This window comes from Rhizobium etli 8C-3 (genome assembly GCF_001908375.1).
Lineage (GTDB): Bacteria > Pseudomonadota > Alphaproteobacteria > Rhizobiales > Rhizobiaceae > Rhizobium > Rhizobium etli_B.
Genome location: NZ_CP017244.1, coordinates 427,612 through 453,799, shown reverse-complemented (window position 1 = coordinate 453,799; position 26,188 = coordinate 427,612). Strand labels below are relative to the sequence as shown.

Below are 26,188 nucleotides of genomic sequence, written 5' to 3'. Positions count from 1 at the left end.
GCCCGAAGCTTGGGGCGGATCAATACCCCGAGGGGGAGGAATTACCCGAGGGTCCCATCAAACAACGGAGGAATTAAAATGAAAATTGCGCGCACCATGCTCGCGTCTGCCGCACTACTTGCTCTCACGCTCGGGCCCGTACATGCGGCGGAGCTGAAGAAGCTTGGCCTGGCCGTTGCCAACCTTCAGGCAAACTTCTTCAATCAGATCAAGCAGTCCGTCGAGGACGAAGCCAAAAAGCGTGGTATCGAAGTCGTCACGGTCGACGCAAAGGGCGACGGACCGACGCAGGTCAACCAGATCCAGGACCTTCTGACCCAGAACATCGACGCCCTGATCTACATTCCGGCGGGTGCGGCCGCAGCGACCGTTCCCGTCAAGCTTGCCAAGAACGCCGGCGTTCCGGTGGTGAACGTTGACCGAAACGCCGACGGAGCACCCGGCGACACCTTCCTTGCAACGGATTCAGTCGCGTCCGCCAGGGCCGTCTGCGACTACATTCTCAAGCAAGCCGGCGGCAAGGGTAAAATGGTTATCATCCATGGTCAGAAGGGCACCACGCCCGAGGTCGACCGCTCCAAGGGATGCGCTGAATCCCTCAAGGCCAATCCCGACGTGAAGGTTGTTGCCGAGCAGTACTCGAACATCTGGAGCCAGGACGAAGGGTTCCAGATCATGCAGAACATGCTCCAGGCAAATCCCGACATCTCGATCGTGTTTGCCCAAGCCGACGCACTCGCACTTGGCGCCGCGCAGGCGATCAAGGTTGCCAATCCCTCCCAGAAGATCGTGGTGGGCGGCTTCGACGGTGACACAGCAGCCCTCGAAGCGCTGAGCAAGGGTGTCTTCGACGTGACCGCAACGCAGCAAACGCAGAAGATGGGCCGCGACGCGGTCGCAAACGCGGCCAAGCTCGTCGCCGGAGAGAAGATACCGCCGGTACAGCTCCTGGATGCCACGCTGACGACCAAGGAAAACGTTGCAGGTTTCATCGCTAGCCACCCGTAAAAAAGTCGAGGTCTTGAGGAGGTGTGCCGTGACTGATCCGGTTCTTTCCCTGAAGGGCATATCCAAGCGATATGGATCGCTCCAGGTTCTGAGGAATGTCAGCCTTGACGTCTATCCGGGCGAAGTTGTTGCACTTCTGGGTGAGAACGGAGCGGGCAAGTCAACTCTCTCCGGCATCATCGCCGGGTCACGCACGCCATCCGAAGGATCAATGACATGGCTGGGACAGCCTTATGCCCCGGCCACCCCAAGGGAGGCGATCGACAAGGGTGTGGTCCTGATCCACCAGGAGCTGCAACTGCTTCCGCAGCTTTCCATTGCCGAAAACGTCTTCATCGGACGCTGGCCGATGAAGAACGGCGTCGTCGATCGCGCCCAGATGGTTCGCCGCGCAACCGAACAGCTCGCTCGCCTGAACCTTCACTTACCGGCAACTCGGAAAGTGGCCGGTCTTTCGACCGCAAATCAGCAGCTCATCGAAATTGCGAAAGCACTGGCTCTCAATGCAAAACTCCTGATCCTGGACGAGCCGACCGCAGCACTGGGGGGTGCGGAGACGGAAGCTCTCTTCCAACAGGTCCGGAAGCTTCGCTCCGAAGGCGTTGGCATCATCTACATCTCCCACCGCATGGAGGAGATCAGACAGATTACCGACCGCATCGTCGTACTTCGCGACGGGGAGCGCGTGCAGGAATTCGCCGACAGCGCGACGCCGGTACGCACGATTGTCGAAAGCATGGTCGGACGTTCGCTCGACCGGCTGTTCCCGACCCTGCCGGTTCCCACGAAACATCCGGTACTTCAGGTGTCGGGGCTGAGTTCTCCGGACAATTCCTTCCGCAACGTTACCTTTGACGTGAAGGCAGGCGAAATTCTGGGAATTGCCGGCCTGGTCGGCGCCGGCCGCACGGAACTTGTGCGCGCCCTTTCGGGAGCGGACCCGATCAGTGCGGGCTCGATTAAGCTGGAAGGCGAAGAACTCAGGCTCCGCGATCCTGCCGACGCGATCGCCAAAGGCATCGTGATGGTTCCAGAAGATCGCAAGGACCAGGGGTTGGTTGTCGGCCACCGGATAGGCGAGAACATTATCTACGCCAACCTCGACATGCTGGGTGGGCGTTGGATCACACCGCGCGTCAAGCGCTCTTTCGCGGAGAAGGCGGTTGCCAAGTTCGGCGTGAAGGGTCGCGCAGAGCAATATGCTTCGGACCTGTCCGGTGGTAACCAGCAGAAGGTCGTCATCGCGAAATGGCTCATGCGCAATCCCAAGGTCGTGGTGCTCGACGAACCAACGAGAGGCATAGACGTCGGTGCCCGAGCGGGCATCTACGACATCATCGTCAATCTTGCGAAACAGGGCGTGGCGGTCATCGTCGTAAGCTCCGACCTCGAGGAAGTTCTCGGCGTCTCAAATCGCATTCTCGTGCTTGCCCAGGGCAAGCAGGCAGGCATTCTCAATCGTGACGAGGCAAACGACGTCTCGGTCATGGAGCTTGCTACAATCTAAACAGACAGAGAAAGGAAGAGCGGTGTCCGACATCACTCTGAACGCCCCGAAGCTTTTTGATCTCAGCGGCCAGGTTGCCATCGTGACCGGAGCCGGCAGCGGAATTGGGCAGCGCATTGCCATTGGTCTTGCACAGTGCGGCGCCGACATTGCGCTGCTCGACCGCCGAACCGACGACGGACTGGCCGATACGGCTAGAGAAATTCAGGTCGCCGGCCGCCGCTCCATCAAGATCGAAGCGGACGTCACGAGCAAGTCATCCCTCAGCGATGCGGTCACACGCACCGAGGCCGAGCTCGGCGCACTGACGCTTGCCGTCAACGCCGCCGGTATCGCCAACGCCAACCCTGCCGAAGAGATGAACGAGGATCAGTACCAGACGTTGATGGATGTCAACCTGAAAGGGGTCTTCCTTTCTTGCCAGGCCGAAGCCCGCGCCATGTTGAAGAACCGACGCGGGTCCATCGTCAATATCGCGTCCATGTCCGGGGTGATCGTCAATCGGGGACTGAGCCAAGCGCACTATAACGCCTCGAAGGCCGGTGTGATCCATATGTCGAAGTCCATGGCGATGGAATGGGTCGACCGTGGCGTCCGCGTCAACACCATCTCGCCCGGATATACGGCGACGCCGATGAACATGCGTCCCGAGATGGTGCATCAGACCAAGCTTTTCGAAGAGCAGACGCCGATGCAGCGCATGGCAACGGTCGACGAGATGGTCGGGCCGGCCGTGTTCCTGCTGTCGAATGCTGCAAGTTTCGTGACGGGCGTCGATCTGCTTGTCGACGGAGGTTTCTGCTGCTGGTGATGCGATGCGAAAGCTGGTTGCCGGCAAACTTCAAATATACGGTCTCGCTTCCTCCCTGGCCGAGATCGTGGCGCTGAAGGGGCTCACGAGCGAGGCGGCGTGGACATCGTCGTCCGCTCGCCCTTCACGCCGATCGAAAATCGCGCGAAACGCTCGAGGATTGGATTGGATCGTGACTGCCGCTGCCCGACACAGCACCGAACGACGCCGGGCGAATGCACCGATGTCGTCTGAGCCGACACGCTCGTTCCATGGGGGCGCATGCTTGGTAAAATCCTCGGCCCTTGCGACGTCGCGCGTTCCACAGCACTGATGCCAGAGCCAGGGGCGACTGCGCTTGAAGGCAGCATGATGCCGGCTCTGCGGCCGACGGGCCCGATATCACCTGGCAACGGGAAGGAAGAGAGAGAGAATGAAACGCTTCGAAAACAAGACTGTCGTCATCACCGGAGGCAGCCGCGGAATCGGCGCTGCGATCGCCAAGCGCTTCGCCGCAGAAGGCGCCAATCTCGTGGTCTCGGCAAATGAAGAGTTGGTCCATACGGTCGCCGAGCAAATCAAAATCGATGCCGGCAATGCTATCTCCTTCGTCGGAGACGTCACCGACAGAGCCAGCGTGCGGGCTCTCTATGACGCGGCGGAGAAAGCTTACGGTACTGTCGACGTATCGATCCAGAACGCCGGCGTCATCACAATCGCCCGCATCGAAGACATGACAGAAGCCGAGTGGGACAGGGTCATGGCCGTCAACACCAAGGGCGTCTTCCTGTGCGCGCAGGAAGCAATTCTGCGCATGCGCAGGCATGGACGCGGCGGCCGCATCATCAACACCGCCTCAGGCCAAGCGCGCGACGGCTTCATCTATACACCGCACTACGCCGCTTCAAAAATGGGCGTCGTCGGGATCACCCAAAGCCTTGCCAAGGAAGTCGCGACCGAAAACATTACCGTAAATGCCTTCTGTCCCGGTATCATCGAAACCGACATGTGGGCCTATAACGATCAGGCGTGGGGCAAACTCCTCGGCAACTACGGCCCCGGACAACTTGATGAAAGAGTGGGTCGAAGGGATTCCAATGAAGCGGGCAGGATCTGGCGAGGATGTTGCCGGTCTCGTCACCTTCCTTGCCAGCGACGATGCTGCCTACATCACCGGCCAGACGATCAACGTCGATGGCGGCCTGATCATGTCGTAGCTTTATTCGACAACAAGGAACAGTGCGTTCACCGCGAAAAACAGGATCTCGATGGGCCAGCGGCACGGCAGCCTCTTGCAGAACCCGGCCCCGATCCTCTATGTTACACGCGTTCTCAGGGCGGGGTGCAATTCCCCACCGGCGGTATCGAGGCAACTCGGAGCCCGCGAGCGCCTTCGTGGATGCGGAGGGTCAGCAGATCCGGTGAGATGCCGGAGCCGACGGTTACAGTCCGGATGGAAGAGATCAATGCAGCGGACGCCGCCCCATGCGCGGTGTTTCCTATGCTTGTTCGCCCAAGGGAAAATGGTGGCTTGACAGGCCATGCACGCCGCTCACAACGGCTAACCCTTGAAAGGCAAGAAAATGGCAATTTCCAGAATCGACGATGCGATCGCCGCTATTGCGCGGGGCGAGATCGTCGTCGTTGTCGATGATCGTGACCGGGAAAACGAAGGCGATCTCGTGATCGCGTCGGAGGCCGTCACTCCGCAAGCAATCGCGTTCATGATGAACCACGCCCGTGGTCTTGTCTGCGTTGCGATGGAAGGCGACAGGCTCGACGAGCTCGATATTCCGTTGATGGTTCCACGCAACACCGAGGCGCTCGAGACCGCCTTCACCGTCTCCGTGGACTACGTTCCAGAAACGACGACCGGCATATCGGCCGCCGACAGGGCTGCCACGGTTCAAGCACTTGTCAGAAAAGGCTCTCGTCCCGAGGATTTTGCCCGGCCAGGTCATATCTTTCCGCTTCGGGCCCATCCGAATGGCGTTCTTTCCCGCCCCGGCCACACCGAAGCAGCAGTGGATCTTGCCAAGCTCGCCGGTCTGTCCCCATCCGGGGTGATCTGCGAGGTGGCCAACGATGATGGCACGATGGCACGGCTTCCCGAACTCAAACGGTTTTCTGAACGGCATGGCCTCCATCTGATCACCATCGAAGACTTGATCGCCTACAAGGTAGCGAATGTTCCCGTTAAGGCGGCCTGAAATACGGTTGGTCGCCTTTTCCAGGGGTTGGCGGCCTTCCTCCCGAAGCAGTTTGAATCGGCGCATCGAAGGACGGGCGAAGCGTCCTTCGATGCGCACAATCAAAGGAACTTACATGGATTGTGAACTTTGCCATTCGACAACATCGGCGCTTTGAACCCAGATGGTTTCCTCTTCGCCGGCGCGGCCATGCTCCATTTTATATGTGGCGACCTCGCCGAATGTGTCGGCATAAGCCAGCAGGCGCTCCAGCGACGCGTCGGGCGGCGACGCTATTCGCTCCATCGCCTCGCGCGTTACGATCACCAGCCAGTTCGACGCAATGTCGGTCATCGGGATATGGCCGTTCTCATTGGTGACGAACGGTGGCATGTTCGGGCGCATTTTTAGCGACATTTACTCTCCTCAATCGAAGGAAGGTTGTCTCCGGACCGGCTCGACCGTCCTTCAGAGCTTGCCTGTACCGGTGATCAGCGAACGGCGATCAAAGCCGGCATCATCCGATTTTGATTTCAGGAGCGCCTGCTCCGGAGCGATGCGGGGGTAGTGCTTAAAGCCGTCGATCTCAATCTGGGCCTTAAAGTAGGCCTCTCTCCAAAGCCCGTAGCGAACCGGATCCGCTTGGGGAACAAACGGATTGTCACCCAGCAACTTCCCGGTTTTTGGCGCAAGCGCGCCTAGTTTTTCAGCTTGCCGATCGTCCACTTCCCTTCTGAAGCCTTCAAACATCGTTCACTTCCTCGTCAATCGAAGCACTCCATCTGCCACCCGCACGATCGATCCTCACCCATGGGCAGGGCGTTAATGAACAATGGAACGGAGTTCCGTCGGAAGACCTTGGATCGCGAAACGATGAAGCGGTGAACCTGCAAAAGCCGTCCCCATTTTCCGAGACTTCCCGAATTGCCGATCAAGTTCATTGGCGAGGTCGGTGGCATCCGTCATTCCCTGCTGAAAGAGGCGGATCATCAGCCTGGCTGCTGTATTGAAGGGTCGAGGCGGTTCGAGAAGAATGTCGTCTGTATAGCCAGCATCACTCAGCACCTGCTGCAACATACCGAGGTCTTGGCTCGTCAGATATTTCGTAGAAATTTCGGAAGACATCAGGTCCTCCTTTCGGTCGGGGCAAGGGCATGGCGCCCTCAAACAGCAGCGCCCGTGATGATGACTGCTGGAAGCCGGAACCATGCGCTGCCACTGGAAGCAAAGCAAATGAAATCTTCCGAACATGCTAAAATACACCCGACTCGCAATCGGGCCGCAAAGGAAATGCGGCGTAGATGTTCAGAGGACACGACATCTGCGTCAGGTGGGCCTGCAAACAACCTGCATACGGACGCGATTGCGTGCCGTCAGCGGTTCGTTTGAGCAGTAGCTTTTTTCAATTGTGGCCCGCTCGGCGCGGATTCTCGAATGCGCCATCCTTGCCTTCTGCGCGGGGAACCTGGAAAGTCGTTACCGGAAGATCATCCGCCGGTTCTGCCGGCAGAGAAAATGCAAGTTCAAAGATCAGGCCGCTGGTCCCGTAAGTGGAAAGGCTTTTTGCCTGATATTTCGCCGGGAAGGCTTTTTCGATGAGTACCGAGCCGAATCCTCTAGCGATTGGCTGAGTGACCTTTGGCCCCCCTGTTTCCTGCCAAGTCAGTTGAACCCGCCGGTCCTTGAGCGTCCAGTCTACGGCAATCCGGCCCTCGTCCGTACTCAGTGCGCCGTATTTCATCGCGTTCGTGCCGAGCTCGTGCACAACCAGCGACAGGGCCAGCGTGAGTTCCGCCGGTAGAGAAACCTGTGGACCCGTTACCTCCACTCGGCTGGCAACGACCTCGTGGTGGGGGCGCAGGGACTTTCGGATCGTCTCGGACATATCCGCCGAATGGGCCTCTCTTGTGAGAATAAGATCATAGGCACCTGCCAGCGCCGTCAGCCTTTCGGAGAACACGGCATAACGGGAAGGATCGCTCTTCGCAAAACTCTGTCGGGCGATCGCCTGCACCAAAGCGTAGCCGTTCTTGACTCTGTGGGCCATCTCCCGTGACAGCAGGTCTCTTTCGTCCTCTGCCTCCTTAGCTTGCCGGTGCCGGGTGTCCAGTTCGTCAAGGAGACTGTCCAATGTGGCTCCCACGGCACCAAGATCATCCTTGGCGGGATCCATCCGCGTGCGTACGTCGGTCCTGCCGGCGCGCCAGTCTCCCATCACGCGAGCGATGTGGTGGATCGGTCTCACGATGAACCGGTTGCCTATGAGGACGGCGGCCAGGAAGGCGAGCAGTGCGCCGCCGATGATGGACAGCGCGTTGACTTCCGTCGCTCGGTTGATCGGTGCGAATGCCTCCTCCTTCGAGATGCTTGCGTCAATGTAAAGCGGGTTGTTTGGAAGCTCGATCGGGCGATATCCCAGGATCCGTACGATTCCGTCCTGTCCTTTAACCTCGATGATACCTGGAAAACCCGCATAGATCAGGTGTCGAAAGGCAGCAGGGATGGCGGTGCCGACAAAGCGGCCGGGATTTGGCACGTGTGCCAATATCGTCCCGTTGCTGTCGGCAATCGTTATGGCGTTGCCACCCTCCACGCCGCGTTCTGCGATCCTGTCCTGCAGCCACTCCAAGCGCAGGCCCGTCACCAGCACACGTTGGGCGATCCCCCCCTTCATCAGCGGCATCGCTACCGGAAGGACTGCACCCTTCGACATCCGGCTGTCGGTGTAGGTGCCGACCACAAACCTGCCTGAGGCAAGAGCTTGCCTGAAGTAGTCCCGATCCGCGAACCGGACGCCACTTGGCGGCTCGACGCTGCCGCAGACAGGATGCCCCGACAAGTCGGTCACAAAAATCGTGCGAATATTGGACACGCTCGAGGCTACCGACCGAAGAGCCCGGTCGCAAGCAGCCGCGTCGAGGTCCTGGATTGCGGGCATTGAGGCAACGGCGACGAGAAGACCATGCAGTCCTTCGATGATCCGTTCGACTTCGGAAGCCGCCAGCCGCGCGGCCTGCGCAGCGTTGCCCCTGATTTCCTCGTTGCGCTGAAGGCGTGTCTCCAATTCGTTATAGACGAGCATCGCGACAACTGGCGCTAGCGCCGCAACCGCGACTGCAACGAGCTTCAGTCTCATTCCACCGCCCTTTGGATCTTGTCGATCCGTTCCCCACTCGCGTTTCGATAGCATGACTATTCAGGCATGACTATCCATGTCTGACGTTCCTACACTGGATCGCCCTCGAACTCAGAACGTGAACGGGGGCCATGAATAAGACGCCCTTGGCTAAGCAAACGGAGATGGGAAGCGCTTGCGAAAAAAGTCGCGATCAATCAGCGTCGCGCACGGTCAATGCGAACTGATTGCTGCACAAAGAGACGACTTGCGGCGCTCGAAGCTGCAGTGCATTCAAACCGCACTTTCTCGCACCCGAAACCCAGCGCGTACCGCATGCTGCAGGGCCTAAATGTCGGCAGCCGATGAAGATCCTGCATCCATGAAGCATGGGCCGATTGAAATCGGGGTCGCAGACCTGAAGCGGTGTCGAACGGAAACTGGCGCGATGCGCCTGGGCGCGACCATGTAAATAAAGGCCTCCAATCGCCCATCCGACGTGCTGGTCATCGCGCCTCAATGCGTCGAACCATTCCCAGTGGTCCGGGAAGATATTTCGAACAGGCCTTTGAGCAGGTACCTGGTTCTCTCGCCGTGCACGCGGGCAGACCTTCGCACTCGCGCATCAAACGCGCCCTCGACTACTTTCGTCTGCGCCGTTCACGGGAGCGCGCAAGCCTTCGGGCGGACCTCAGCTCATCGATGCTCGGAAGCCACCATTCTCGCCTCCGGTTTTCTGAAACCGGCTTCGCGGGCCATGTGTGGATCAGTTCGTCCAGCGTCGGCGTCCGCCATAGTCCCCAGACGTGGTCTTTCGTCGCGCCGGGATAGAAATCCGCAACGGTATCTGGCTCGACGAGTTCGCCGGTGATCTCCGTGAAGACGATGACGCCGTACTGTTCGGTCGCCACCGGCCGCTGCAACGGCGGCAGGTCGTTGCACGCCAGCAGATAACGATGACGCTTTCGCTCCGCCGAGCGACGTCGGGCGCGTCTGTCGTCTTCGGTGCCCTTTCGCTCTTCAGCCCGGCGCCTTCTTTCTTCGGGCTCGTTTCGCCGGGCCGCCGCCTCGATCGTCGCCCATCGCCGCCGGAGGGCGTCGAACGACCGGAAGGGCACATGCCAGACCCTAAGATCGCTGTCCCAATGGGCCCAGGGAATTTCGCGTAGCTGATCGACGACAGTCCGTGAATAGGGCGTCCGGACCCGCAAGCCCGCCTCCCCGACCTCCAGATATGGACTTTCGATCGGATCAAACTGGAAGGCGTCGCGTCCCTTCTCGTCCCCATAGGCTTCGACCTGCGTTGCCTCGCGCGCGCGCCAGCGGGCGATCCGGCGAGCGGCAGTTTTGCCGGGAACGAACCATGCCTTGAGGTCATCATTCCATCGCGCCCGGGGAAAAGCCGCACGGAAACGCTCGACTGTCAGTCGGTCGTAGGGGAACGAGGTCGTTTCCCCGATCTTCTCTTTGAAGGCGCCTTCGGGCGTCTGATGTTGTCGGCGGTTCGACATGATGCGTTCGACTTTTCCTCGAAACGCTGTAACGGGCTGCGCGGTTCGACGGCTGCGGTCAGATTTACCTTCGACGCTCGACCCGCTCGCGGCGAATTCCTAGGCTTTGTGGATTCATTGGAGTGCGGCAGCGTTGCTACCTGTCTCCGAGGCTTTTGGTCCTTCCGTGACGATGACATGGAGAGGGCCTAGACGGCGGCACCGCGCGCTGAGATGCAGGACCGACCGGGAGAGGTCCGGCTTGACGAGGGGCCGGTCTTTGTCCGCGCGGCGGAGCAAGAGTTTCCTTGGTCTGTTTCTCACCGGATTTGCATGTTGAAGAACTGAAGAGAGGCATTTTATGCTATATTCTCAAGTCGGCTTTGATCGGTATTGCCGCACTCGGTTGCATTGCGATCAGCCACTCCTTTGCCGTCGCGCAGGAACTGGAACTGCAATTAGGTCCAGGCGGGGTTGGGATCTACGACCGCGACCGCCATCGGGACCGGTATTTCGATCGCCGCTATAGGCCGACCCGCCGGGCATGCGACCCGGACGATGCGCTCGACAGTGCGCGCGACGCAGGTCTTCGTCGGGCGCGTATCGTTCGTGTCTCACCACGCAGCGTCGTGGTCCAAGGCTTTAGGCGCCATGGTCCGGCACGGATGGTATTTGCGCGTGGATGCCCCGAAATATAAGAGCGGCCTCCAGGAAGCTCTCGTAAGAGGATGCAAAAACCGCGCCACCGTCAGGAGTGGCGCGGTCTTTGTTTCCGGACCTTTATGCAGCGCCAGCCCGCTTCGCACCCCCGCTCGTTATGGTGACGTCAAAATCACGTCATTGTTAACTTGATTGGTCATATTTCAACCTCGTCGGACTTGGCTATTGGCCCGGTTTCACGGCAGATGTGTTGCATCGCAATGAACGGAAAGGTGACCCTATGACAGATTTTGCCGACAGCCGACCCCGCCCGATGGTGCCGGCACTTCAGAGAATTTACATGCCGTTTAACACCATCGCTGAAACGGCTCTGCGTGTCATCGCCGGCGGACTGCTGGTGACCCACGGCTACGGCAAGATCCTCAATCCGTTCGGAGCTGTCGGCATGGTGGAAGGTCTCGGCTTCTATCCCGGTTTGTTCTGGTCGCCATTGCTTGCGGCAACCGAATTCTTCGGCGGCATTTTGATCGCAGTCGGGCTCTTCACGCGGCCAGCCGCTTTCGCTGCAATGATCGTGCTTCTGGTTACTGTGTATTTCCATGGCGTCGTGCGAGGTGAAGGCTTCGGTGGGGCGGAAAAATCGATCCTCTGGACTGCCATTTTCCTGTTCTTCGCGGTTCGTGGATCCAATTCGCAGTCTGTGGACGCCAAACTCGGCAAGCAGATCTGAATCCGAAGCCCTGTAACTGTCTCGGGAAGCGGGCACGGCGCCACCGCGGTTCGCTTGTGAGTGCGACATTCGCAACCGGATGAGACGAGGGCGGAGAAAAGAGCGGGCTCAGCGCCCGGTCTTTTTTCGCCATCGGGCATAGTCGTTTTGCGCTTTGTCTGTCGTTGGCGGATAAAGGCCTATCACAGCAGCGCCGTCTTGGACCTGTTCGAGAACAAACTCCTCGAAGCTTTCCATGCCGGTGCATTCCTCGGCGATCTCGTCTGCCAAATGCGCTGGAATGATCATGACGCCGTCACCATCGCCGACGAGTACGTCGCCGGGGAAAACGGGCGCGTCGCCGCAGCAAATCGGCACGTTGATGTCGAGCGCTTCGTGGAGGGTTAGATTGGTCGGCGCCGACGGGCGCTGATGGTAAGCCGGCATGTCCAACTTGGCGATGCCTTCGGCGTCGCGAAAGCCTCCGTCAGATACGACGCCGGCGCAACCGCGCATCGCAAGCCTTGTGACGAGGATGGAGCCTGCCGATGCGGCCCGCGGATCTTTCCTGCTGTCCATGACAAGCACCCAACCAGGCGGGCAGGTTTCAACCGCGACACGCTGCGGGTGGTTTGCATTGCGGAAAACGGTGATGGGATTGCGATCTTCGCGCGCCGGGATGTAGCGAAGGGTGAAGGCCTGTCCGACCATGTTCTTGCCCTTCCAGGCGACCGGCCCGACATTCTGGATGAACTGGTTGCGCAGGCCGCGTTTGTAAAGCGCTGTGGCAACAGAGGCCGTCGACGACTTCATCAATTTTGCGCGGGTTTCGTCGGAAAGAGCGTATTCGGTCATTAACATCTCCGGCTGAAGGATCAGTTGATCGCTGGTTCATCGACCTGAGGGCCGAATTCGGTCTTAAGGAAATCGAAATCGCAGCCCTTGTCGGCCTGTTCGATGTGTTTGGAGAACAGGAAACCGTAGCCGCGGCCATAGCGTGGAGCCGGTGGCTTCCACGACTGTCGGCGAAGGGAAATTTCTTCATCCGACACGAGCATGTTCAAGCTGCGGTTGGGGATATCGAGCTCGACGATGTCGCCAGTCTTCAAAAGCGCCAGCGGGCCTCCGACATAGGCTTCCGGTGCCACATGAAGCACACAGGCGCCGAAAGATGTACCGGACATGCGCGCATCCGACAGTCGTACCATGTCTCGCAGACCGAGCTTCAACAGCGCCTTGGGCATGGGAATCATCCCCCACTCAGGCATTCCGGGCCCCCCCTGCGGGCCGGCGTTGCGCAAGACGAGAACGGTCTCCGGCGTCAAAGGATATTCGGGATCGTCGATGATCGTCTTCAGTTCGGCGTAGCTATCAGCCACGAGAGCCGGACCTTTATGGCGATGGAATTTCGGGTCGCAGGCAGCGGGCTTGATCACCGCGCCGTCGGGACTGAGATTGCCCTTGAGGACAGCGAGCGATCCCTCGTGATAGACCGGGTTCGACAGCGGACGGATGACGTCGTCGTTCCAGACCTTTACCAAGTCGAGGCCCTGCGTAAGCGGTTTGCCGCTAACGGTGATCGCCGACGAGTTGAGCTTGCCGCCCAATTGCTTCATCAGCGCCCGCAGACCACCGGCGTAGTAGAAATCCTCCATGAGGTACGTGTCACCCGATGGCCGGATATTGGCAATGACGGGCGTTTTGCGCCCAATGCGGTCGAGATCGTCCAGTTCCAGCGGGATCCCGGCGCGGCGCGCCATGGCGATCAGATGAATAATGGCATTCGTGGAACAGCCGGTCGCCATCGCCACGGTCACTGCATTCTCCACGGCTGCCGCCGTGACGATCATGTCCGGCGTCAAGTCCTCCCAGACCATATCGACGATGCGCCGGCCGCATTGGGCCGACATGCGCTGGTGGCCCGCATCGGCGGCGGGGATGGAAGAGGCGCCAGGAAGCGTCAGTCCCATGGCCTCGGCAATTGCCGTCATTGTCGATGCAGTCCCCATGGTCATGCAGTGGCCATGGGAACGGGCAATGCCTCCTTCGATCCCTTGCCATTCTTCCTTGGAAATCGTCCCGGCGCGGCGTTCGTCCCAGAATTTGAAGCCGTCGGTGCCTGAGCCCAGATGCTTGCCCGCCCAGTTGCCGCGCAACATCGGCCCGGCCGGCAGGAAGATAAAGGGAAGTCCCATGCTGAGCGCTCCCATCACCAGGCCTGGAGTGGTCTTGTCGCAGCCGCCCATGAGCACCGCGCCATCGATGGGATGGGAGCGCAGCAATTCCTCGCTCTCCATCGCCAGCATATTGCGGTAGAGCATTGTCGTTGGCTTGACGAAATTTTCGGACAGTGACAGCGCTGGAAGCTCCATCGGAAAACCTCCGGCCTGCAGCACGCCGCGCTTGACCCATTCCACTCGGTCTTTGAAGTGCATGTGGCAGGGCTGCGCATCCGACCAGGTGTTGAGGATGGCGATGATCGGGCGTCCCTCCCAGTCGGTGGGATCGTAGCCCATCTGCATGGTGCGCGATCTGTGGCCGAAGGACCTTTGATCATCGGGGACCATCCAGCGGGCGGAGCGGAGCTGCTCGTAGGTCTTGCGTTTTTTCATGGTACTGTCCGAAAAGCATGATGAACGGAGGCGAACCCAGACAAGAAAGCTGACTTCATTCCTTCATGCCCCATTTCTGGATGGTGTGGCGTTCGATCGTCTGGAAGACCAGGTTTTCGACCACCAGACCGATGACGATGACCGTCAGCAATCCGGCGAAGACGGCCGGAATGTCGAGAAGGTTGCGGTTTTCGAAGATGAACCAGCCAAGACCGCCCTGGCCGGAGGAGACGCCGAAGACGAGTTCGGCGGCAATCAGTGTGCGCCAGGCGAAGGCCCAGCCGATCTTAAGACCCGTGAGGATCGAGGGAAACGCAGCCGGGATGAGAATGCGAGCGACGTAGGAGAAGCCGGACAAGCCGTAATTGGCGCCAACCATGCGCAGGGTGCGGGAAACTCCGAGAAAGCCGGAATGAGTGTTCAGCGCCACAGCCCAGAGCACGGAATGCACGAGCACGAAGACGAGACTGGAGGCGCCGAGGCCGAACCAGATGAGCGCCAGCGGCAGAAGTGAAATGGCCGGAAGTGGGTTGAACATGGCGGTCATCGTCTCCAGGAAATCCGTGCCGATGCGCGTGTTGATTGCCAGCACGGTGAGGATGGCCGCCAGAATCGTTCCCGCCGCATATCCCATCAACAGGATCTTCAAGGTGGTCCAGATGCGCGCCAGAAGCGTGCCATCGGCAAATCGATCGACGAGCGTCACCAATGTGTCGGTGAGGGTCGGAAACAGAAGCGGGTTGTCCAGGTAAGTGGCATAGACCTGCCACAGGAGCGCAAGTACGATAATCAGCAGTGCCTTTCGGACAGCGCCGATACCCCAGATGAGCTCAACTGGCCCGAGCTTCTGCTCGACCGCGGCGATGTTGGCATAGGCCGGGCGCATGTTTGCACTTTCTTCAGCCAGCAGGATCCTTGGTGCGTTCATGGTGGCTTACTCCCGATGGCCAGGTTCGCAGAACAGAAGATCGTGGATATCCCGTTCAAGTGCAGCTGCGGTTCCGTTCTCGTTGGAAGCTTTGTCGACATCCACGACTTCCGCTTTGACACGCCCAGGGTGGGGTGACAGAAGCAGGATACGGTTGGAGATCTTGATCGCTTCAGCGATCGAATGGGTAACGAAGATAACGGTAAACTTTGTATCATCCCAAAGCTGAAGCAGTTCATCCTGCATCTGGCGGCGCGTCAGCGCGTCGAGCGCCGCGAAAGGTTCATCCATCAGCAGGATGTCGGGTTGCATCGCCATGCCGCGCGCAATGGCGACGCGCTGTTTCATCCCGCCAGAAAGGGTATGGGGAAAACTGTCGACGGCGCGCGTCAGCTTCACCTTGTCGATGTAGGAGCGGGCGATTTCCTCCGCCTCTCTTGGCAGCAGCTTGCGCGCAACCAGCAGCGGAAACATCACGTTCTCCAGAACGGTCTTCCAGGGCATCAGCTGATCGAATTCCTGAAACACCATCATGCGATCCGGACCCGGTTTCGTCACCGTCCGCCCACTGATGCGGATGGAGCCACTGACGGGCTTCATGTATCCGCCCACTGCCTTCAGCAGCGTCGATTTACCGCAGCCCGATGGACCGAGAAGCACGAACCGATCTGATTTCCGGACGCTGAAGCTGACTTGTTCGGTGGCGGTGACCAGGAGATTGGGCGTCTTGTAGCGCAGGGTGACCTTCTCGACGCTCAAGAGTGGTTCAGCCGCTTGCGCAATTGCCTGATGCGCTGGTGAAACAGTTGCTGCGGACTGGAGCATTGACTAGTCCTCACATGAAAAAGGGTCGGGCTCATCCGGCAGACGGCTGCCTGTCGTCTGCCGGACGGATGCTGCTCAGTTGCCGTTGAGGTCGGCGGATTCAGGCAGGTAATAGTCGGTCCATGCTTTCGGCTGCATCTTCAGCGTGCCGATCTTGTTCAAATGCGTCGCGAACTTCATCGTGCCCTGCGGCTCGGTCCGATAGTCGTCGATGAAGCCCGGCTCGTTCATGATCGCCATAAGATCGTCGATCGACGTTTTGTCACCGGTGATCGTTTTATAGGCTTCAAGGGCGCCCTTTGGATCGTTCTTGATGTAGCCACTGCCTGCTTGGTTGCCTCACGCACTGCCTTGATGATAACGGGATTGCTTTCGGCAAACCCGGTCGTTGTGAAGAACGTCGCCTGCGTGAGGGAACCTCCGATGATTTCGCGCGAGTCCGTGACGCGATGCACGCCCGGCTGTTTCAGCTCGATGTACTGGAAGGGCGGTGCTGAGAAATGGTTCTTGACTTCATGATTGGGGTTGGCGATGGCCGCGACTGCATCCGGATGGCCAAGCTGTACAGTGTTGCTGTCGAGCTTGCGGACCTGGTCTTCCCCGTATTTTGCGGCAGCGGCCATTTGCAGCAAAATCGCCTGGGTCGAGACGCCGACCGTAGGAACGGCGATCTTGTCGCTCGCACCAATATCATCGAGCGATTTGATCTTGGGATCATTGGAGACCATGATGACCGGCTGCGCAGAGCTCGGAATGATGCCCTTTACCCGGCCTTTCGTGCGATCCCAAAGCAGAAGTAGGTTTCCCGACCCGGTGTTGACGATATCGACATTGCCCGCGAGCAATGCATCGGTCTGCGCCCCTCCGCCGCTGAAGGTTCGCCATTCGATGCTGAGGCCGTCGAGACCCTCCTTCGCAGCCTGTTTTTCGATGAGCTTTTGCGTCTCCATCACGTGACTGGCAAGGTACAGAATACCAGGTTGCCGTGTGATGGAGATCGCCGTCTTTTCCTGAGCCGAAGCCGGAAGCGTGGCCGCAATAACGGCTGCGATCGCGAAAGCACCAAAAAGTCTCGACATCCTATCCTCCCACTGAAATTACGAAACGTGCCTCCCAGCACCAACTGAGTGAAACACTAAAATATCAGTTGGTCAACTATGTTAATATATTAGTTTGAGATGGCGCTCCGTAGCGGCTATAATGCGCGTCGAAGTGAGGTTTCATGGACGCTCTGAACGATCTTTCCCCGACAATCGCGCTCAAACGCACCTCGACATCGCGCCAGCTCTACGACGTGCTGCGCGCTCGCATCATCTCGCTCGATCTGCCTCCAGGCATGCATCTGTCGCGCAGCGAGATCGCCCTGGCCTACGGCGTCAGCCAGACACCGGTGCGTGACGCTCTGCAGATGCTGGAGGCAGAAGGCCTCGTCGTGGTCTATCCGCAGTCCCGCACAGAGGTCACCCGCATCGATTTGCGTCAGGCGCGCGAGACGCAGTTCCTGCGGCTCTCTCTCGAGCTGGAAGTCGTGCGGTATCTAACGGAAAACCAGCCTGAGGCCGTCATCAAACAAGCCGATCGCCTGGTGGCGCTTCAGGAAACGGCGCTTAACGTGGATGACGACCTCGCACGCTTTGCGCTTCTCGATCGCCAGTTTCATCAAACCATGTTCGAAGGCGCCGGAGTTGCGGACCTCTGGGCCCTGGTCCAGTCGCGATCCGGGCATATCGATCGGCTTCGCAAGCTCAACTTGATGGATCCCGGTAAAGCCGGCACGATCTTGTGTTCGCACCGGGAAATTATGGACAATATTCGAGACAGGAATGTCCCGCGGGCACAGGAAGCGGTACGCCGCCACCTCACAGGCACGCTCGCCACCGTCGACGCTATTCGCGAGGCACATGCTCACTTCTTTTGAAAGGTCGCTTTTCTGTGGAAGGAGATGATGATCCGGGCAAACACCAGACTGTTGGAAATCGGAAGATCAGTGTCGAATGACGGGTCCAGACGTCGACGGAAAGAGGTTCTATCATCCGGCTTCTAGCTCAACAGAACACGTGCGCAGCGCCGGGGCCGAATGCGAGATGAACGCGGTCCCCTGGGCTCAGACCGGCCATTGCCTCATGCCCGAATGGCAATCGCACCGACAAGGCTTCACCGGCGGCCGTAGCCGTTGCCACATGAATATTATTTCCTAGGAAGGTGATGTCTCTGACGGTCGCGCTAAGACCGCCGCTGCCATCATGACGCGATAGCCGAATGCGCTCGGGCCCCAGCATGAGAGCCCCTTCCCGCTCAAGACCGCCTTGCCATGGAACGGGATTCGTTCAAAAACCGCCTCACCGAGTGAGATCGTCGCCCTGGATCGACAACACCATATTATGGCCTACCGATACTTCGGGGTTGGGCAATTGCCATGGTGGCCGCGCCATTGGGCACGCCGTATTTTACCCCATGCGCTCGGACGCGTAGCTCCCCGGGCTTGGCGGAAAGACGATCGTGCGGTTGCCGTTGATGAAGGTGCGGCGATGGATGTGCGCGTGTATGGCGCGCGCCAGAACCTGCGCCTCGACGTCGCGGCCTAGCGACACGTAATCTTCAGGGCTCTGGGCATGGGTGACGCGCACAGTGTCCTGTTCGATGATAGGGCCTTCGTCAAGGTCTGCGGTAACATAATGAGCCGTTGCGCCGATCAGCTTCACGCCGCGACCGTAGGCCTGCTTGTACGGATTGGCGCCCTTGAAGCTCGGCAGGAAGGAGTGGTGGATATTGATGATCTTGCCTGACATCTCTGTGCACATCCGATCAGACAGGATCTGCATGTAGCGTGCGAGCACGATGAGGTCAGTGCCGCTTGCTTCCACCAGGTCCATGATCCTGGCTTCGGCCTGCGGCTTGTTCTCGCTGGTCACCGGAATATGATGGAACGGTATATCATGATTGACCACCACTTTCTGGTAGTCGAAATGGTTGGATATGACGCCGACGATATCGATCGGCAGCGCGCCGATTTTCCAGCGATAGAGAAGATCGTTGAGGCAATGGCCGAAACGTGAGACCATCAGCGTGACCTTCATGCGGCGCGAGCCATCGTGGATCTTAGCGTCCATTTTGAACTTTGCGGCGATCGGCCGTAGACCTTCGCCAAGCGCTGCAAGGCCCTCTCCCTCTTCCGACAGGAAGCTGACACGCATGAAAAAGAGACCGGTATCGAGATCGTCAAATTGGGACGAGTCGATGATATTGCAGCCCGCGTCCGCCAGGTAACCGGATAAGGCGGCCACGATGCCGCGCGTTGATTTGCAGGTGACCGTCAGAATGAATTGCGTCATGGCAGGCTCTCTTGCAGTGCGCAACGCGGGGGGCCGCGAAGGACAGCGGTGAAATATCACACGTCGAGGGTCGTTTCATGCTCCCAGGCGGTAAACTGCGAGCAATAGGTGTTCCACTCGCCCTGCTTTAGCTTCAGATAGGCCGCCGAGAATTCGGCACCGAGGGCAGCTTGCAGTTCGGTATCTTTTTCGTATTCGCGAAGTGCATCCAACAGATTGAGCGGCAGTTTGGGAGCATCGGTCAAGCTATGCCCGTCGCGATACATGTCGATATCGTGATGCGGGCCCGGGTCGGCGTTGCTGCGAAGGCCAGAAAGCCCCGCCGCGATGATGATCGCCTGTAGCAGATAGGGATTGACGGCACCGTCGGGCAGCCGTAACTCGAAGCGGCCGGGACCTGGCACGCGCACCATATGAGTGCGGTTGTTGCCCGTCCAAGTCACCGTGTTCGGCGCCCAGGTTGCACCGGAGATCGTCCGCGGCGCGTTGATACGCTTGTAGGAATTGACAGTCGGATTGGTCACCGCGGCCAGTGCCGAGGCATGTTTCATGATGCCTCCGAGAAAAGTCTTGCCCTTGGCGGAAAGACCAAACGGCATTGCCTTGTCGGCAAACGCATTGTTTCTACCCTCCAGGTCCCAGACGGAGATATGGGCATGGCAGCCGTTGCCGGTCAGGCCCTTGAAGGGCTTTGGCATGAAGGTGGCGCGAAGACCGTGTTTCTCGGCAACCGACTTCACCATGAATTTGAAGAAGGAATGCTTGTCTGCCGTTTGCAGCGCGTCGTCATATTCCCAATTCATCTCGAACTGGCCGTTGGCATCCTCGTGATCGTTCTGATACGGCTTCCAGCCCAGTTTCAGCATGCAGTCGCAGATCTCGGCGATGACGTCGTAGCGGCGCATGACAGCCTGCTGATCATAGCAGGGCTTTTCGGCGTTATCGAACTCGTCGGAAATCTTCGAACCATCTGGCGAGATCAGGAAGAATTCCGGCTCGACGCCGGTCTTGACGCGCAGGCCGGCCTTTTCAGCTTCGCCAATCAGTCTCTTGAGAAGAACCCGGGGAGCCTGCTCGACTGGTTGATCTTCCATGACGCAGTCGGCTGCGACCCAGGCCACATCCTTTTTCCACGGAAGCTGGATGACCGAGGATGCGTCGGGAATGGCAAAAAGATCGGGATGGGCAGGCGTCAGATCGAGCCAGGTGGCAAAGCCCGCAAAACCCGCGCCGTCTCTTTGCATGTCTGCGATCGCTTCGGCCGGCACCAGCTTGGCGCGCTGGCCTCCAAATAGATCGGTAAAGCTGATCATGAAATATTTGATGCCGTGGTCTTCGGCATATGTCGACAGATCCAGTGTCATGTCATTCCCCTGTTTTATTTCAGACACTCAACGGAAACGAGCCGCATCCTCCCAAACGCGGCTCGATATTCTGATGCGGTTTCAGAAACCTCCCTTGCCCGGATACCAGCTCGTCCCGGCGAGCGGAATCTGCGCCATGGCAGCTGCTTCCATCGTCAGCGCGCAAAGATCCTCCGGCTCCAGGTTGTGCAGGTGGTTCTTGCCGCAGGCACGGGCGATGGTCTGGGCCTCGAGCGTCATGACCTTCAGATAGTTAGCGAGGCGGCGGCCGGCGGCGACCGGATCCAGACGAGCCGCCAGTTCCGGATCCTGTGTCGTAATGCCAGCCGGGTCCCTGCCTTCGTGCCAGTCATCATACGCACCGGCCGTGGTCCCGAGCTTTCGGTATTCGTCTTCCCATCTCGGGTCGTTATCGCCCAGTGCAACCAGCGCCGCCGTACCGATGGCAACGGCATCGGCACCAAGCGCCAGCGCCTTTGCGACATCCGCACCGGAGCGGACACCACCCGACACGATCAGTTGCACCTTGCGATGCATGCCGAGATCCTGCAGGGCCTGAACTGCCGGGCGAATGCAGGCAAGGGTCGGCATCCCGACATGCTCGATGAAAACGTCCTGAGTGGCAGCAGTGCCGCCCTGCATGCCGTCGAGGACGACGACATCCGCACCGGCCTTCACAGCCAAAGCCGTATCGTAATAGGGGCGCGCGCCGCCGACCTTGACATAGATGGGCTTTTCCCAGTCGGTGATCTCGCGCAGTTCCATGATCTTGATCTCAAGATCGTCCGGGCCGGTCCAGTCCGGATGGCGGCACGCCGAACGCTGGTCTATGCCCTTGGGGAGATTGCGCATGTTGGCAACGCGATCGGAGATCTTCTGGCCAAGCAGCATGCCGCCGCCGCCGGGCTTTGCCCCTTGGCCGACAACCACTTCGATGGCATCGGCGCGACGCAGATCCCTGGGATTCATGCCGTAACGCGACGGCAGATACTGGTAGACCAATATCTGCGAATGGCCGCGCTCTTCATCGGTCATCCCACCGTCTCCGGTGGTAGTGGAGGTCCCGGCAATCGTCGCACCGCGTCCAAGCGCTTCCTTGGCATTGCCGGACAGGGCGCCGAAGCTCATGCCGGCAATGGTGATCGGTGTCTTCAGGTGAACGGGCTTCTTGGCAAAGCGCGTGCCGAGGACGACCGACGTGTCGCACTTTTCGCGATAACCTTCGAGTGGATAGCGCGAGATCGACGCCCCGAGAAACAGCAGGTCGTCGAAATGGGGAACCTTCCGTTTGGTGCCAGCGCCACGAATGTCGTAGATGCCGGTCGCCGCGGCGCGTCGGATTTCCGCCAGCGTATAATCGTCGAAGGTCGCAGACTTGCGCGGCGGGGTATATGGGTTGTGATAGCTCATGATGGTCCCTGGCCTTAATACGCCTCGGCGTTGTCGATATTGAAATTGTAAAGATTGCGGGCCGAACCGTAACGCTTGAATTCCTCGGGCCTCACTCCGGTCACGCCGGCCTTTTCGAGGAGTTCGACCAGCTTCGTCAGATGCTCGGGCCGTAGCTCCTTTTCGATGCAGTCGGCACCCAAGCTCTTGACCGAGCCGCGCACGAAAAGCTTTGCCTCGTAGAGCGAATCGCCCAGCGCATCGCCGGCATCGCCGAGCACCACCAGATGACCGGATTGGCCCATGAAGGCGGACATGTGGCCGATATTGCCATGAACGACAATATCGATGCCTTTCATCGAGATGCCGCAGCGCGACGCAGCATTGCCCTTGATGACCAGCAGGCCGCCGCGGCCCGTTGCGCCCGCATACTGGGAAGCGTCGCCTTCGATCACGACTGTGCCAGACATCATGTTTTCCGCGACCCCCGGGCCCGCCGAACCATGAACGGTAACGGATCCGCCGTCGTTCATCCCGGCGCAGTAATAGCCGACGGAACCCTTCACTTCGACCGTGACAGGCGTATCGATGCCAACGGCAACCGAATGGCTGCCGCGCGGATTGACGACCTCGAAGGAAAGGTCGTTCGAACCCGGCTGGATGCCGTGCAGGGCGCTGTTGAGTTCACGCAAAGGGGTGATGGCGAGATCAATGACAGGCATGTTTTCAAAGAATCCTTGGAGGAATGCGCACAGAGGTGCCGCTCAGGCGACTTTCTGATGATCCCAGAAATAGACGGTTGCAGGCTCAGGCTCCCAGACGCGTGCCGTTTCGATGCCCGGCAGGTTGACGAGCGCCCGGTATTCGGAACCGAAAGCGACATATTGGTGCGTTTCGGCCATGACAGCGGGCTTGCAGGCAATCGGATCGCGCACGACGCCGAAGCCGGATTTCGTGCCGACCACGAAGGTAAAGAAGCCATCGAGGTCGTCGAGCGCACCGCTCAGCGCCTGCCCGAGGTCCTTGCCCTTGGCCATTTCGGAGGTGAGATAGGCAGCTGCAACTTCCGAATCGTTCTGTGTTTCGAAGGTCATGCCCTCCCGCACCAGTTCACGGCGCAGGTTGTTGTGGTTCGACAGCGAACCGTTGTGCACCAGGCATTGATCTGAACCGGTCGAAAACGGGTGTGCCCCGAGCGTCGTGACAGCCGATTCCGTCGCCATGCGGGTGTGGCCGATACCATGCGAGCCTCCCATGGAGCGGACGCTGAAACGGGCGACGACATCCTTCGGCAGGCCGGTTTCCTTGTAAATCTCGACGCTGTCGCCCGAGCCCATGACACGGACATCGGGCCGAAGCGTGGCCAGGATCGGCCTGATTGCCGTAAGTTTGTCCGCAGCGATCGCAATGACGGCATGGGTGCTCTTGATGCTGACGTTCGCCGGTATTCCCGCTTTTGCCAAATCATCTTCAAGTCGGGCGAAATCCGCCTCCGACTTGGCCGACTGGATTGTCACCTTCGCCTTTCCTTCGGCAGCCGAACCGTAGATTGCGATCCCGGCAGAGTCGGGACCGCGATCTGTCATGGTGATCAACATTTCCGAGAGCAGCTGACCTAAATGGCGTTCTAGGCTCCGGTCTTTGAGAAACAGTCCAACAATGCCGCACATGACCTAGGCAACCTCCGTTCGTGTCTGAAATGAGTGCTACCAGAGGGTCTGATGATAATCAACTATGAAGAATAATTTTTTCCTTTAAGGCAACTACCATTCTGGCGGAGATCGGTTGTGTTATCTCTCCACCAGAAGATGGAGACACTCCGTTACCGTCCTGCCTATGGAAGAGCGCCAGAAAACGGACCGGATCTGAAGACGGAAGCGCGGCCGGTTAGATGACGGACATTTCGCAGCCGCCAGCAGAGGCTGACCGCGATCGCCGCGAACCGGTCTTCCGTCATCCTACCGCCGCGCATCCCTCGGATTTTCACCGAATTCGGCTTTGAACGATCTGGAGAAATGACCGGGACTCGAAAAACCGGTGGCAAAGGCGATCTCCGAAATGGACAGCGGACTTTGCTCCAGCAGTCGACGGCTGTGTCGCAGGCGGAGCTGCCGGTAAGTGTCCAGGAAGGTTATGCCGCGATGGTTGAGAAAGAGGCGATCGAGATGGCGCGCGCTGATGCCGGCCAGTCTGGCCATCTCCGCACGGCTGAGCGGATTTTCGATCGCAGTCTCCATTTTCTCCAGCACTGTGAGAAGCGCCGGGTGATTGGTCCCGAAGCGCTTTGCCGCCGACGCCCGCTGCGGATCGCTCGGCTCGGCGACGGCAGTATGCAGGTACCAATCGCTCACCCGACGGGCAAAATCGGCGCCCATCCGCTCGGAAATCACGGCATGCATCATGTCGAGCGGCGCCACCCCTCCGCCACAGGTCACGCGTGCACCATCGATGACGAACCGCGCCTGGCGCGGGGCAAGATGCGGGAATGCCTCTTTCAGAAGGGGGGCATGTTCCCAGTGGATCGTAAAGTCGCTGTTGTCGACCAGGCCCGCCGATGCCAGCACGTAGGAGCCGCTCGATATGCCGCCGATCCGCACGCCGCTACGCGCGAACTTTCTCAGCGGCGCATGCAGCGACGTACTCTCATACCAGTCTTGAGGATCGCCGCCGGCACAAACATAGATCGTATGACAGGTGCCGCCAGCCTTAGAAAGCTTGTTGCAGCTGATCGTCAGGCCGGACGAACTGCGCACCGGAAGACCATCTGTCGATAGCGGGACTGCTTCATATAGCGCAGTTCCGGCAATCAGGTTCGCTGCCCGCAAGGGCTCGGTCGCCGAGGCATATGACATCAGCGCGAAATTCGGCACGAGAACAAAACCGATCCGCTGAAGGTTCTTCTGGTCGCCATGACTCATGTCCTAAAGTTACATTGAAATGTCCCATAAATGCAACGCTGGATCTCTTCCTCATGTTATCAGTCCGCTAACAGGTCCTTTCTCGGAAAGAAGCATCGATGCGCTACTCGGCACTGTCCCTCTTCCTAAACGGACTTTTTGGAAACAGGAACTGGTCGCCCGCATGGCGGCAGCCCGAGCCCAAGCCGCATTACGACCTGATCATCGTCGGCGGTGGCGGACACGGCCTTGCCACGGCCTACTACCTCGCCAAGGAATTCGGCATCACCAATGTGGCGGTGCTGGAGAAGAATTATGTCGGTTCCGGCAATGTCGGCCGCAATACGACGATCATCCGCTCCAACTACCTGCTGGCGGGCAACAATCCGTTCTACGAGCTTTCCATGAAGCTGTGGGAGGGGCTGGAGCGGGATTTCAACTTCAATGCCATGGTGTCGCAGCGCGGCGTGCTCAATCTCTTCCACTCGGATGGGCAGCGCGACGCCTATACCCGCCGCGGCAATGCCATGCGGCTGCACGGCGTCGACGCCGAGCTTCTCGACCGCGTTTCGGTCGAGAAGATGCTGCCCTTTCTCGACTATGACAATGCCCGTTTTCCGATCCAGGGCGGCCTGCTGCAGAAGCGCGGCGGCACCGTTCGCCATGACGCGGTCGCCTGGGGCTACGCGCGCGGTGCCGATCAGCGCGGCGTTGACATCATCCAAGGCTGCGAGGTGACCGGCATCCGTCGCAGCAATGGGCAGGTAACCGGCGTCGAAACCAGTCGCGGCTTCATCGGCTGCGGCAAGCTGGCACTCGCAGCAGCCGGCAATTCTTCGCAGGTCGCCCGGATGGCCGGCCTGAAGTTGCCGCTCGAAAGCCATGTTCTTCAGGCCTTCGTCTCCGAAGGCCTGAAGCCTTTCATCGACGGAGTAGTCACCTTCGGCGCCGGACACTTCTATATCTCGCAATCCGACAAGGGCGGCCTCGTCTTCGGCGGCGACATAGACGGCTACAATTCCTATGCCCAGCGCGGCAATCTGGCGACGGTAGAACATGTGGCGGAAGCCGGAAAGGCAATGATTCCGGCGCTGTCGCGCGTGCGGGTGCTGCGCTCCTGGGGCGGCATCATGGACATGTCGATGGACGGCTCGCCGATCATCGACCGAACCCCTATCGATAATCTCTATCTGAATGCCGGCTGGTGTTATGGCGGTTTCAAGGCGACCCCGGCGTCGGGCTTTTGCTTTGCCCATCTTCTCGCCCGCGGCGTCCCGCAGGAGACGGCGGCCGCCTTCCGGCTCGACCGCTTTCAGCGTGGCTATCTCATCGACGAAAAGGGCCAGGGCGCCCAGCCCAACCTTCATTGATTT

Annotated in this window: 23 protein-coding genes, 3 pseudogenes and 1 riboswitch; of the genes and pseudogenes, 9 read left to right on the top strand and 17 right to left on the bottom strand. The window is 59.3% G+C overall.

Annotated elements, in window-relative coordinates; all coding sequences use genetic code 11:
• The first annotated feature begins 78 nt into the window (after positions 1 to 78).
• From AM571_RS27035 to ribB, 5 genes and pseudogenes are all read left to right on the top strand, one after another.
• Positions 79 to 1,008 carry a sugar ABC transporter substrate-binding protein gene (locus AM571_RS27035; RefSeq protein WP_074064103.1) on the top strand — a complete coding sequence of 310 codons (930 nt, stop codon included), beginning with the start codon at positions 79 to 81 and terminating at the stop codon, positions 1,006 to 1,008.
• A 28-nt stretch (positions 1,009 to 1,036) separates the two neighbouring features.
• Entirely contained in the window at positions 1,037 to 2,515 is a 1,479-nt protein-coding gene (locus AM571_RS27030; protein ID WP_074064102.1) for a sugar ABC transporter ATP-binding protein, read from the top strand.
• Between the two features lie 22 nt (positions 2,516 to 2,537).
• Positions 2,538 to 3,326: an SDR family oxidoreductase gene (locus tag AM571_RS27025; protein WP_074064101.1), complete on the top strand. Its 789-nt coding sequence runs from the start codon at positions 2,538 to 2,540 to the stop codon at positions 3,324 to 3,326.
• A 412-nt stretch (positions 3,327 to 3,738) separates the two neighbouring features.
• Positions 3,739 to 4,522, top strand: a pseudogene (locus AM571_RS27020) (glucose 1-dehydrogenase).
• A gap of 107 nt (positions 4,523 to 4,629) precedes the next feature.
• A riboswitch (FMN riboswitch) is annotated at positions 4,630 to 4,774 on the top strand.
• A 114-nt stretch (positions 4,775 to 4,888) separates the two neighbouring features.
• Positions 4,889 to 5,515 carry a 3,4-dihydroxy-2-butanone-4-phosphate synthase gene (gene ribB / locus AM571_RS27015; RefSeq protein ID WP_074064100.1) on the top strand — a complete coding sequence of 209 codons (627 nt, stop codon included), beginning with the start codon at positions 4,889 to 4,891 and terminating at the stop codon, positions 5,513 to 5,515.
• Positions 5,516 to 5,626: 111 nt separating this feature from the next.
• Here ribB and AM571_RS27010 read toward each other — a convergent pair whose 3' ends face one another.
• From AM571_RS27010 to AM571_RS26990, 5 genes are all read right to left on the bottom strand, one after another.
• On the bottom strand, positions 5,627 to 5,911 hold the full coding sequence (locus AM571_RS27010; RefSeq protein WP_074064099.1) for a hypothetical protein: 285 nt from the start codon (positions 5,909 to 5,911) through the stop codon (positions 5,627 to 5,629).
• A 51-nt stretch (positions 5,912 to 5,962) separates the two neighbouring features.
• Entirely contained in the window at positions 5,963 to 6,244 is a 282-nt protein-coding gene (locus AM571_RS27005) for a hypothetical protein (RefSeq protein WP_074064098.1), read from the bottom strand.
• Between the two features lie 72 nt (positions 6,245 to 6,316).
• Entirely contained in the window at positions 6,317 to 6,619 is a 303-nt protein-coding gene (locus AM571_RS27000) for a hypothetical protein (protein ID WP_074064097.1), read from the bottom strand.
• Positions 6,620 to 6,896: 277 nt separating this feature from the next.
• Positions 6,897 to 8,630, bottom strand: coding sequence for a sensor histidine kinase (locus AM571_RS26995; protein ID WP_074064096.1), 1,734 nt, complete (start codon positions 8,628 to 8,630; stop codon positions 6,897 to 6,899).
• 620 nt (positions 8,631 to 9,250) lie between these two features.
• Positions 9,251 to 10,120 (bottom strand): hypothetical protein, encoded by an 870-nt coding sequence (locus AM571_RS26990; protein WP_074064095.1) that lies wholly within the window; start codon positions 10,118 to 10,120, stop codon positions 9,251 to 9,253.
• Between the two features lie 347 nt (positions 10,121 to 10,467).
• Between AM571_RS26990 and AM571_RS37790 the strand changes: the two genes are divergently transcribed.
• Together AM571_RS37790 and AM571_RS26980 are read left to right on the top strand one after the other, a co-directional pair.
• Positions 10,468 to 10,797: a hypothetical protein gene (locus AM571_RS37790; protein WP_074065598.1), complete on the top strand. Its 330-nt coding sequence runs from the start codon at positions 10,468 to 10,470 to the stop codon at positions 10,795 to 10,797.
• Between the two features lie 242 nt (positions 10,798 to 11,039).
• On the top strand, positions 11,040 to 11,489 hold the full coding sequence (locus tag AM571_RS26980; RefSeq protein WP_074064094.1) for a DoxX family protein: 450 nt from the start codon (positions 11,040 to 11,042) through the stop codon (positions 11,487 to 11,489).
• A gap of 108 nt (positions 11,490 to 11,597) precedes the next feature.
• Here AM571_RS26980 and AM571_RS26975 read toward each other — a convergent pair whose 3' ends face one another.
• The 5 genes and pseudogenes from AM571_RS26975 to AM571_RS26955 form a co-directional block, all read right to left on the bottom strand.
• Positions 11,598 to 12,323, bottom strand: coding sequence for a ribonuclease activity regulator RraA (locus tag AM571_RS26975; RefSeq protein WP_074064093.1), 726 nt, complete (start codon positions 12,321 to 12,323; stop codon positions 11,598 to 11,600).
• Positions 12,324 to 12,343: 20 nt separating this feature from the next.
• A complete protein-coding gene (gene araD, locus AM571_RS26970) occupies positions 12,344 to 14,080 on the bottom strand; it encodes an L-arabinonate dehydratase (RefSeq protein ID WP_074064092.1) in 1,737 nt (578 codons plus the stop codon).
• A gap of 55 nt (positions 14,081 to 14,135) precedes the next feature.
• Positions 14,136 to 15,008 (bottom strand): ABC transporter permease, encoded by an 873-nt coding sequence (locus tag AM571_RS26965; protein WP_074064091.1) that lies wholly within the window; start codon positions 15,006 to 15,008, stop codon positions 14,136 to 14,138.
• Between the two features lie 6 nt (positions 15,009 to 15,014).
• On the bottom strand, positions 15,015 to 15,833 hold the full coding sequence (locus AM571_RS26960) for an ABC transporter ATP-binding protein (RefSeq protein WP_081377217.1): 819 nt from the start codon (positions 15,831 to 15,833) through the stop codon (positions 15,015 to 15,017).
• A 75-nt stretch (positions 15,834 to 15,908) separates the two neighbouring features.
• Positions 15,909 to 16,912: pseudogene (locus AM571_RS26955) on the bottom strand (ABC transporter substrate-binding protein).
• Positions 16,913 to 17,055: 143 nt separating this feature from the next.
• Between AM571_RS26955 and AM571_RS26950 the strand changes: the two are divergent.
• Positions 17,056 to 17,751 carry a GntR family transcriptional regulator gene (locus AM571_RS26950; RefSeq protein WP_081377216.1) on the top strand — a complete coding sequence of 232 codons (696 nt, stop codon included), beginning with the start codon at positions 17,056 to 17,058 and terminating at the stop codon, positions 17,749 to 17,751.
• A gap of 127 nt (positions 17,752 to 17,878) precedes the next feature.
• Here the strand turns inward: AM571_RS26950 and AM571_RS26945 are convergent.
• The 7 genes and pseudogenes from AM571_RS26945 to AM571_RS26915 all read right to left on the bottom strand — a co-directional run.
• Positions 17,879 to 18,195: pseudogene (locus AM571_RS26945) on the bottom strand (TOBE domain-containing protein); the annotation flags it as partial.
• 85 nt (positions 18,196 to 18,280) lie between these two features.
• On the bottom strand, positions 18,281 to 19,165 hold the full coding sequence (gene purU / locus AM571_RS26940) for a formyltetrahydrofolate deformylase (protein ID WP_074064090.1): 885 nt from the start codon (positions 19,163 to 19,165) through the stop codon (positions 18,281 to 18,283).
• A gap of 56 nt (positions 19,166 to 19,221) precedes the next feature.
• Positions 19,222 to 20,529: a type III glutamate--ammonia ligase gene (gene glnT / locus AM571_RS26935; protein WP_074064089.1), complete on the bottom strand. Its 1,308-nt coding sequence runs from the start codon at positions 20,527 to 20,529 to the stop codon at positions 19,222 to 19,224.
• A gap of 81 nt (positions 20,530 to 20,610) precedes the next feature.
• Positions 20,611 to 21,939, bottom strand: coding sequence for an FMN-binding glutamate synthase family protein (locus AM571_RS26930; protein ID WP_074064088.1), 1,329 nt, complete (start codon positions 21,937 to 21,939; stop codon positions 20,611 to 20,613).
• Positions 21,940 to 21,953: 14 nt separating this feature from the next.
• Complete coding sequence (locus tag AM571_RS26925) at positions 21,954 to 22,640, bottom strand: GXGXG domain-containing protein (RefSeq protein WP_074064087.1); 687 nt, start codon at positions 22,638 to 22,640, stop codon at positions 21,954 to 21,956.
• A gap of 42 nt (positions 22,641 to 22,682) precedes the next feature.
• A complete protein-coding gene (locus tag AM571_RS26920; RefSeq protein WP_074064086.1) occupies positions 22,683 to 23,588 on the bottom strand; it encodes a class II glutamine amidotransferase in 906 nt (301 codons plus the stop codon).
• A gap of 288 nt (positions 23,589 to 23,876) precedes the next feature.
• Complete coding sequence (locus tag AM571_RS26915) at positions 23,877 to 24,836, bottom strand: GlxA family transcriptional regulator (protein ID WP_074064085.1); 960 nt, start codon at positions 24,834 to 24,836, stop codon at positions 23,877 to 23,879.
• Between the two features lie 98 nt (positions 24,837 to 24,934).
• Between AM571_RS26915 and AM571_RS26910 the strand changes: the two genes are divergently transcribed.
• Positions 24,935 to 26,185 carry a sarcosine oxidase subunit beta family protein gene (locus AM571_RS26910; RefSeq protein ID WP_074064084.1) on the top strand — a complete coding sequence of 417 codons (1,251 nt, stop codon included), beginning with the start codon at positions 24,935 to 24,937 and terminating at the stop codon, positions 26,183 to 26,185.
• Positions 26,186 to 26,188 lie beyond the last annotated feature (3 nt).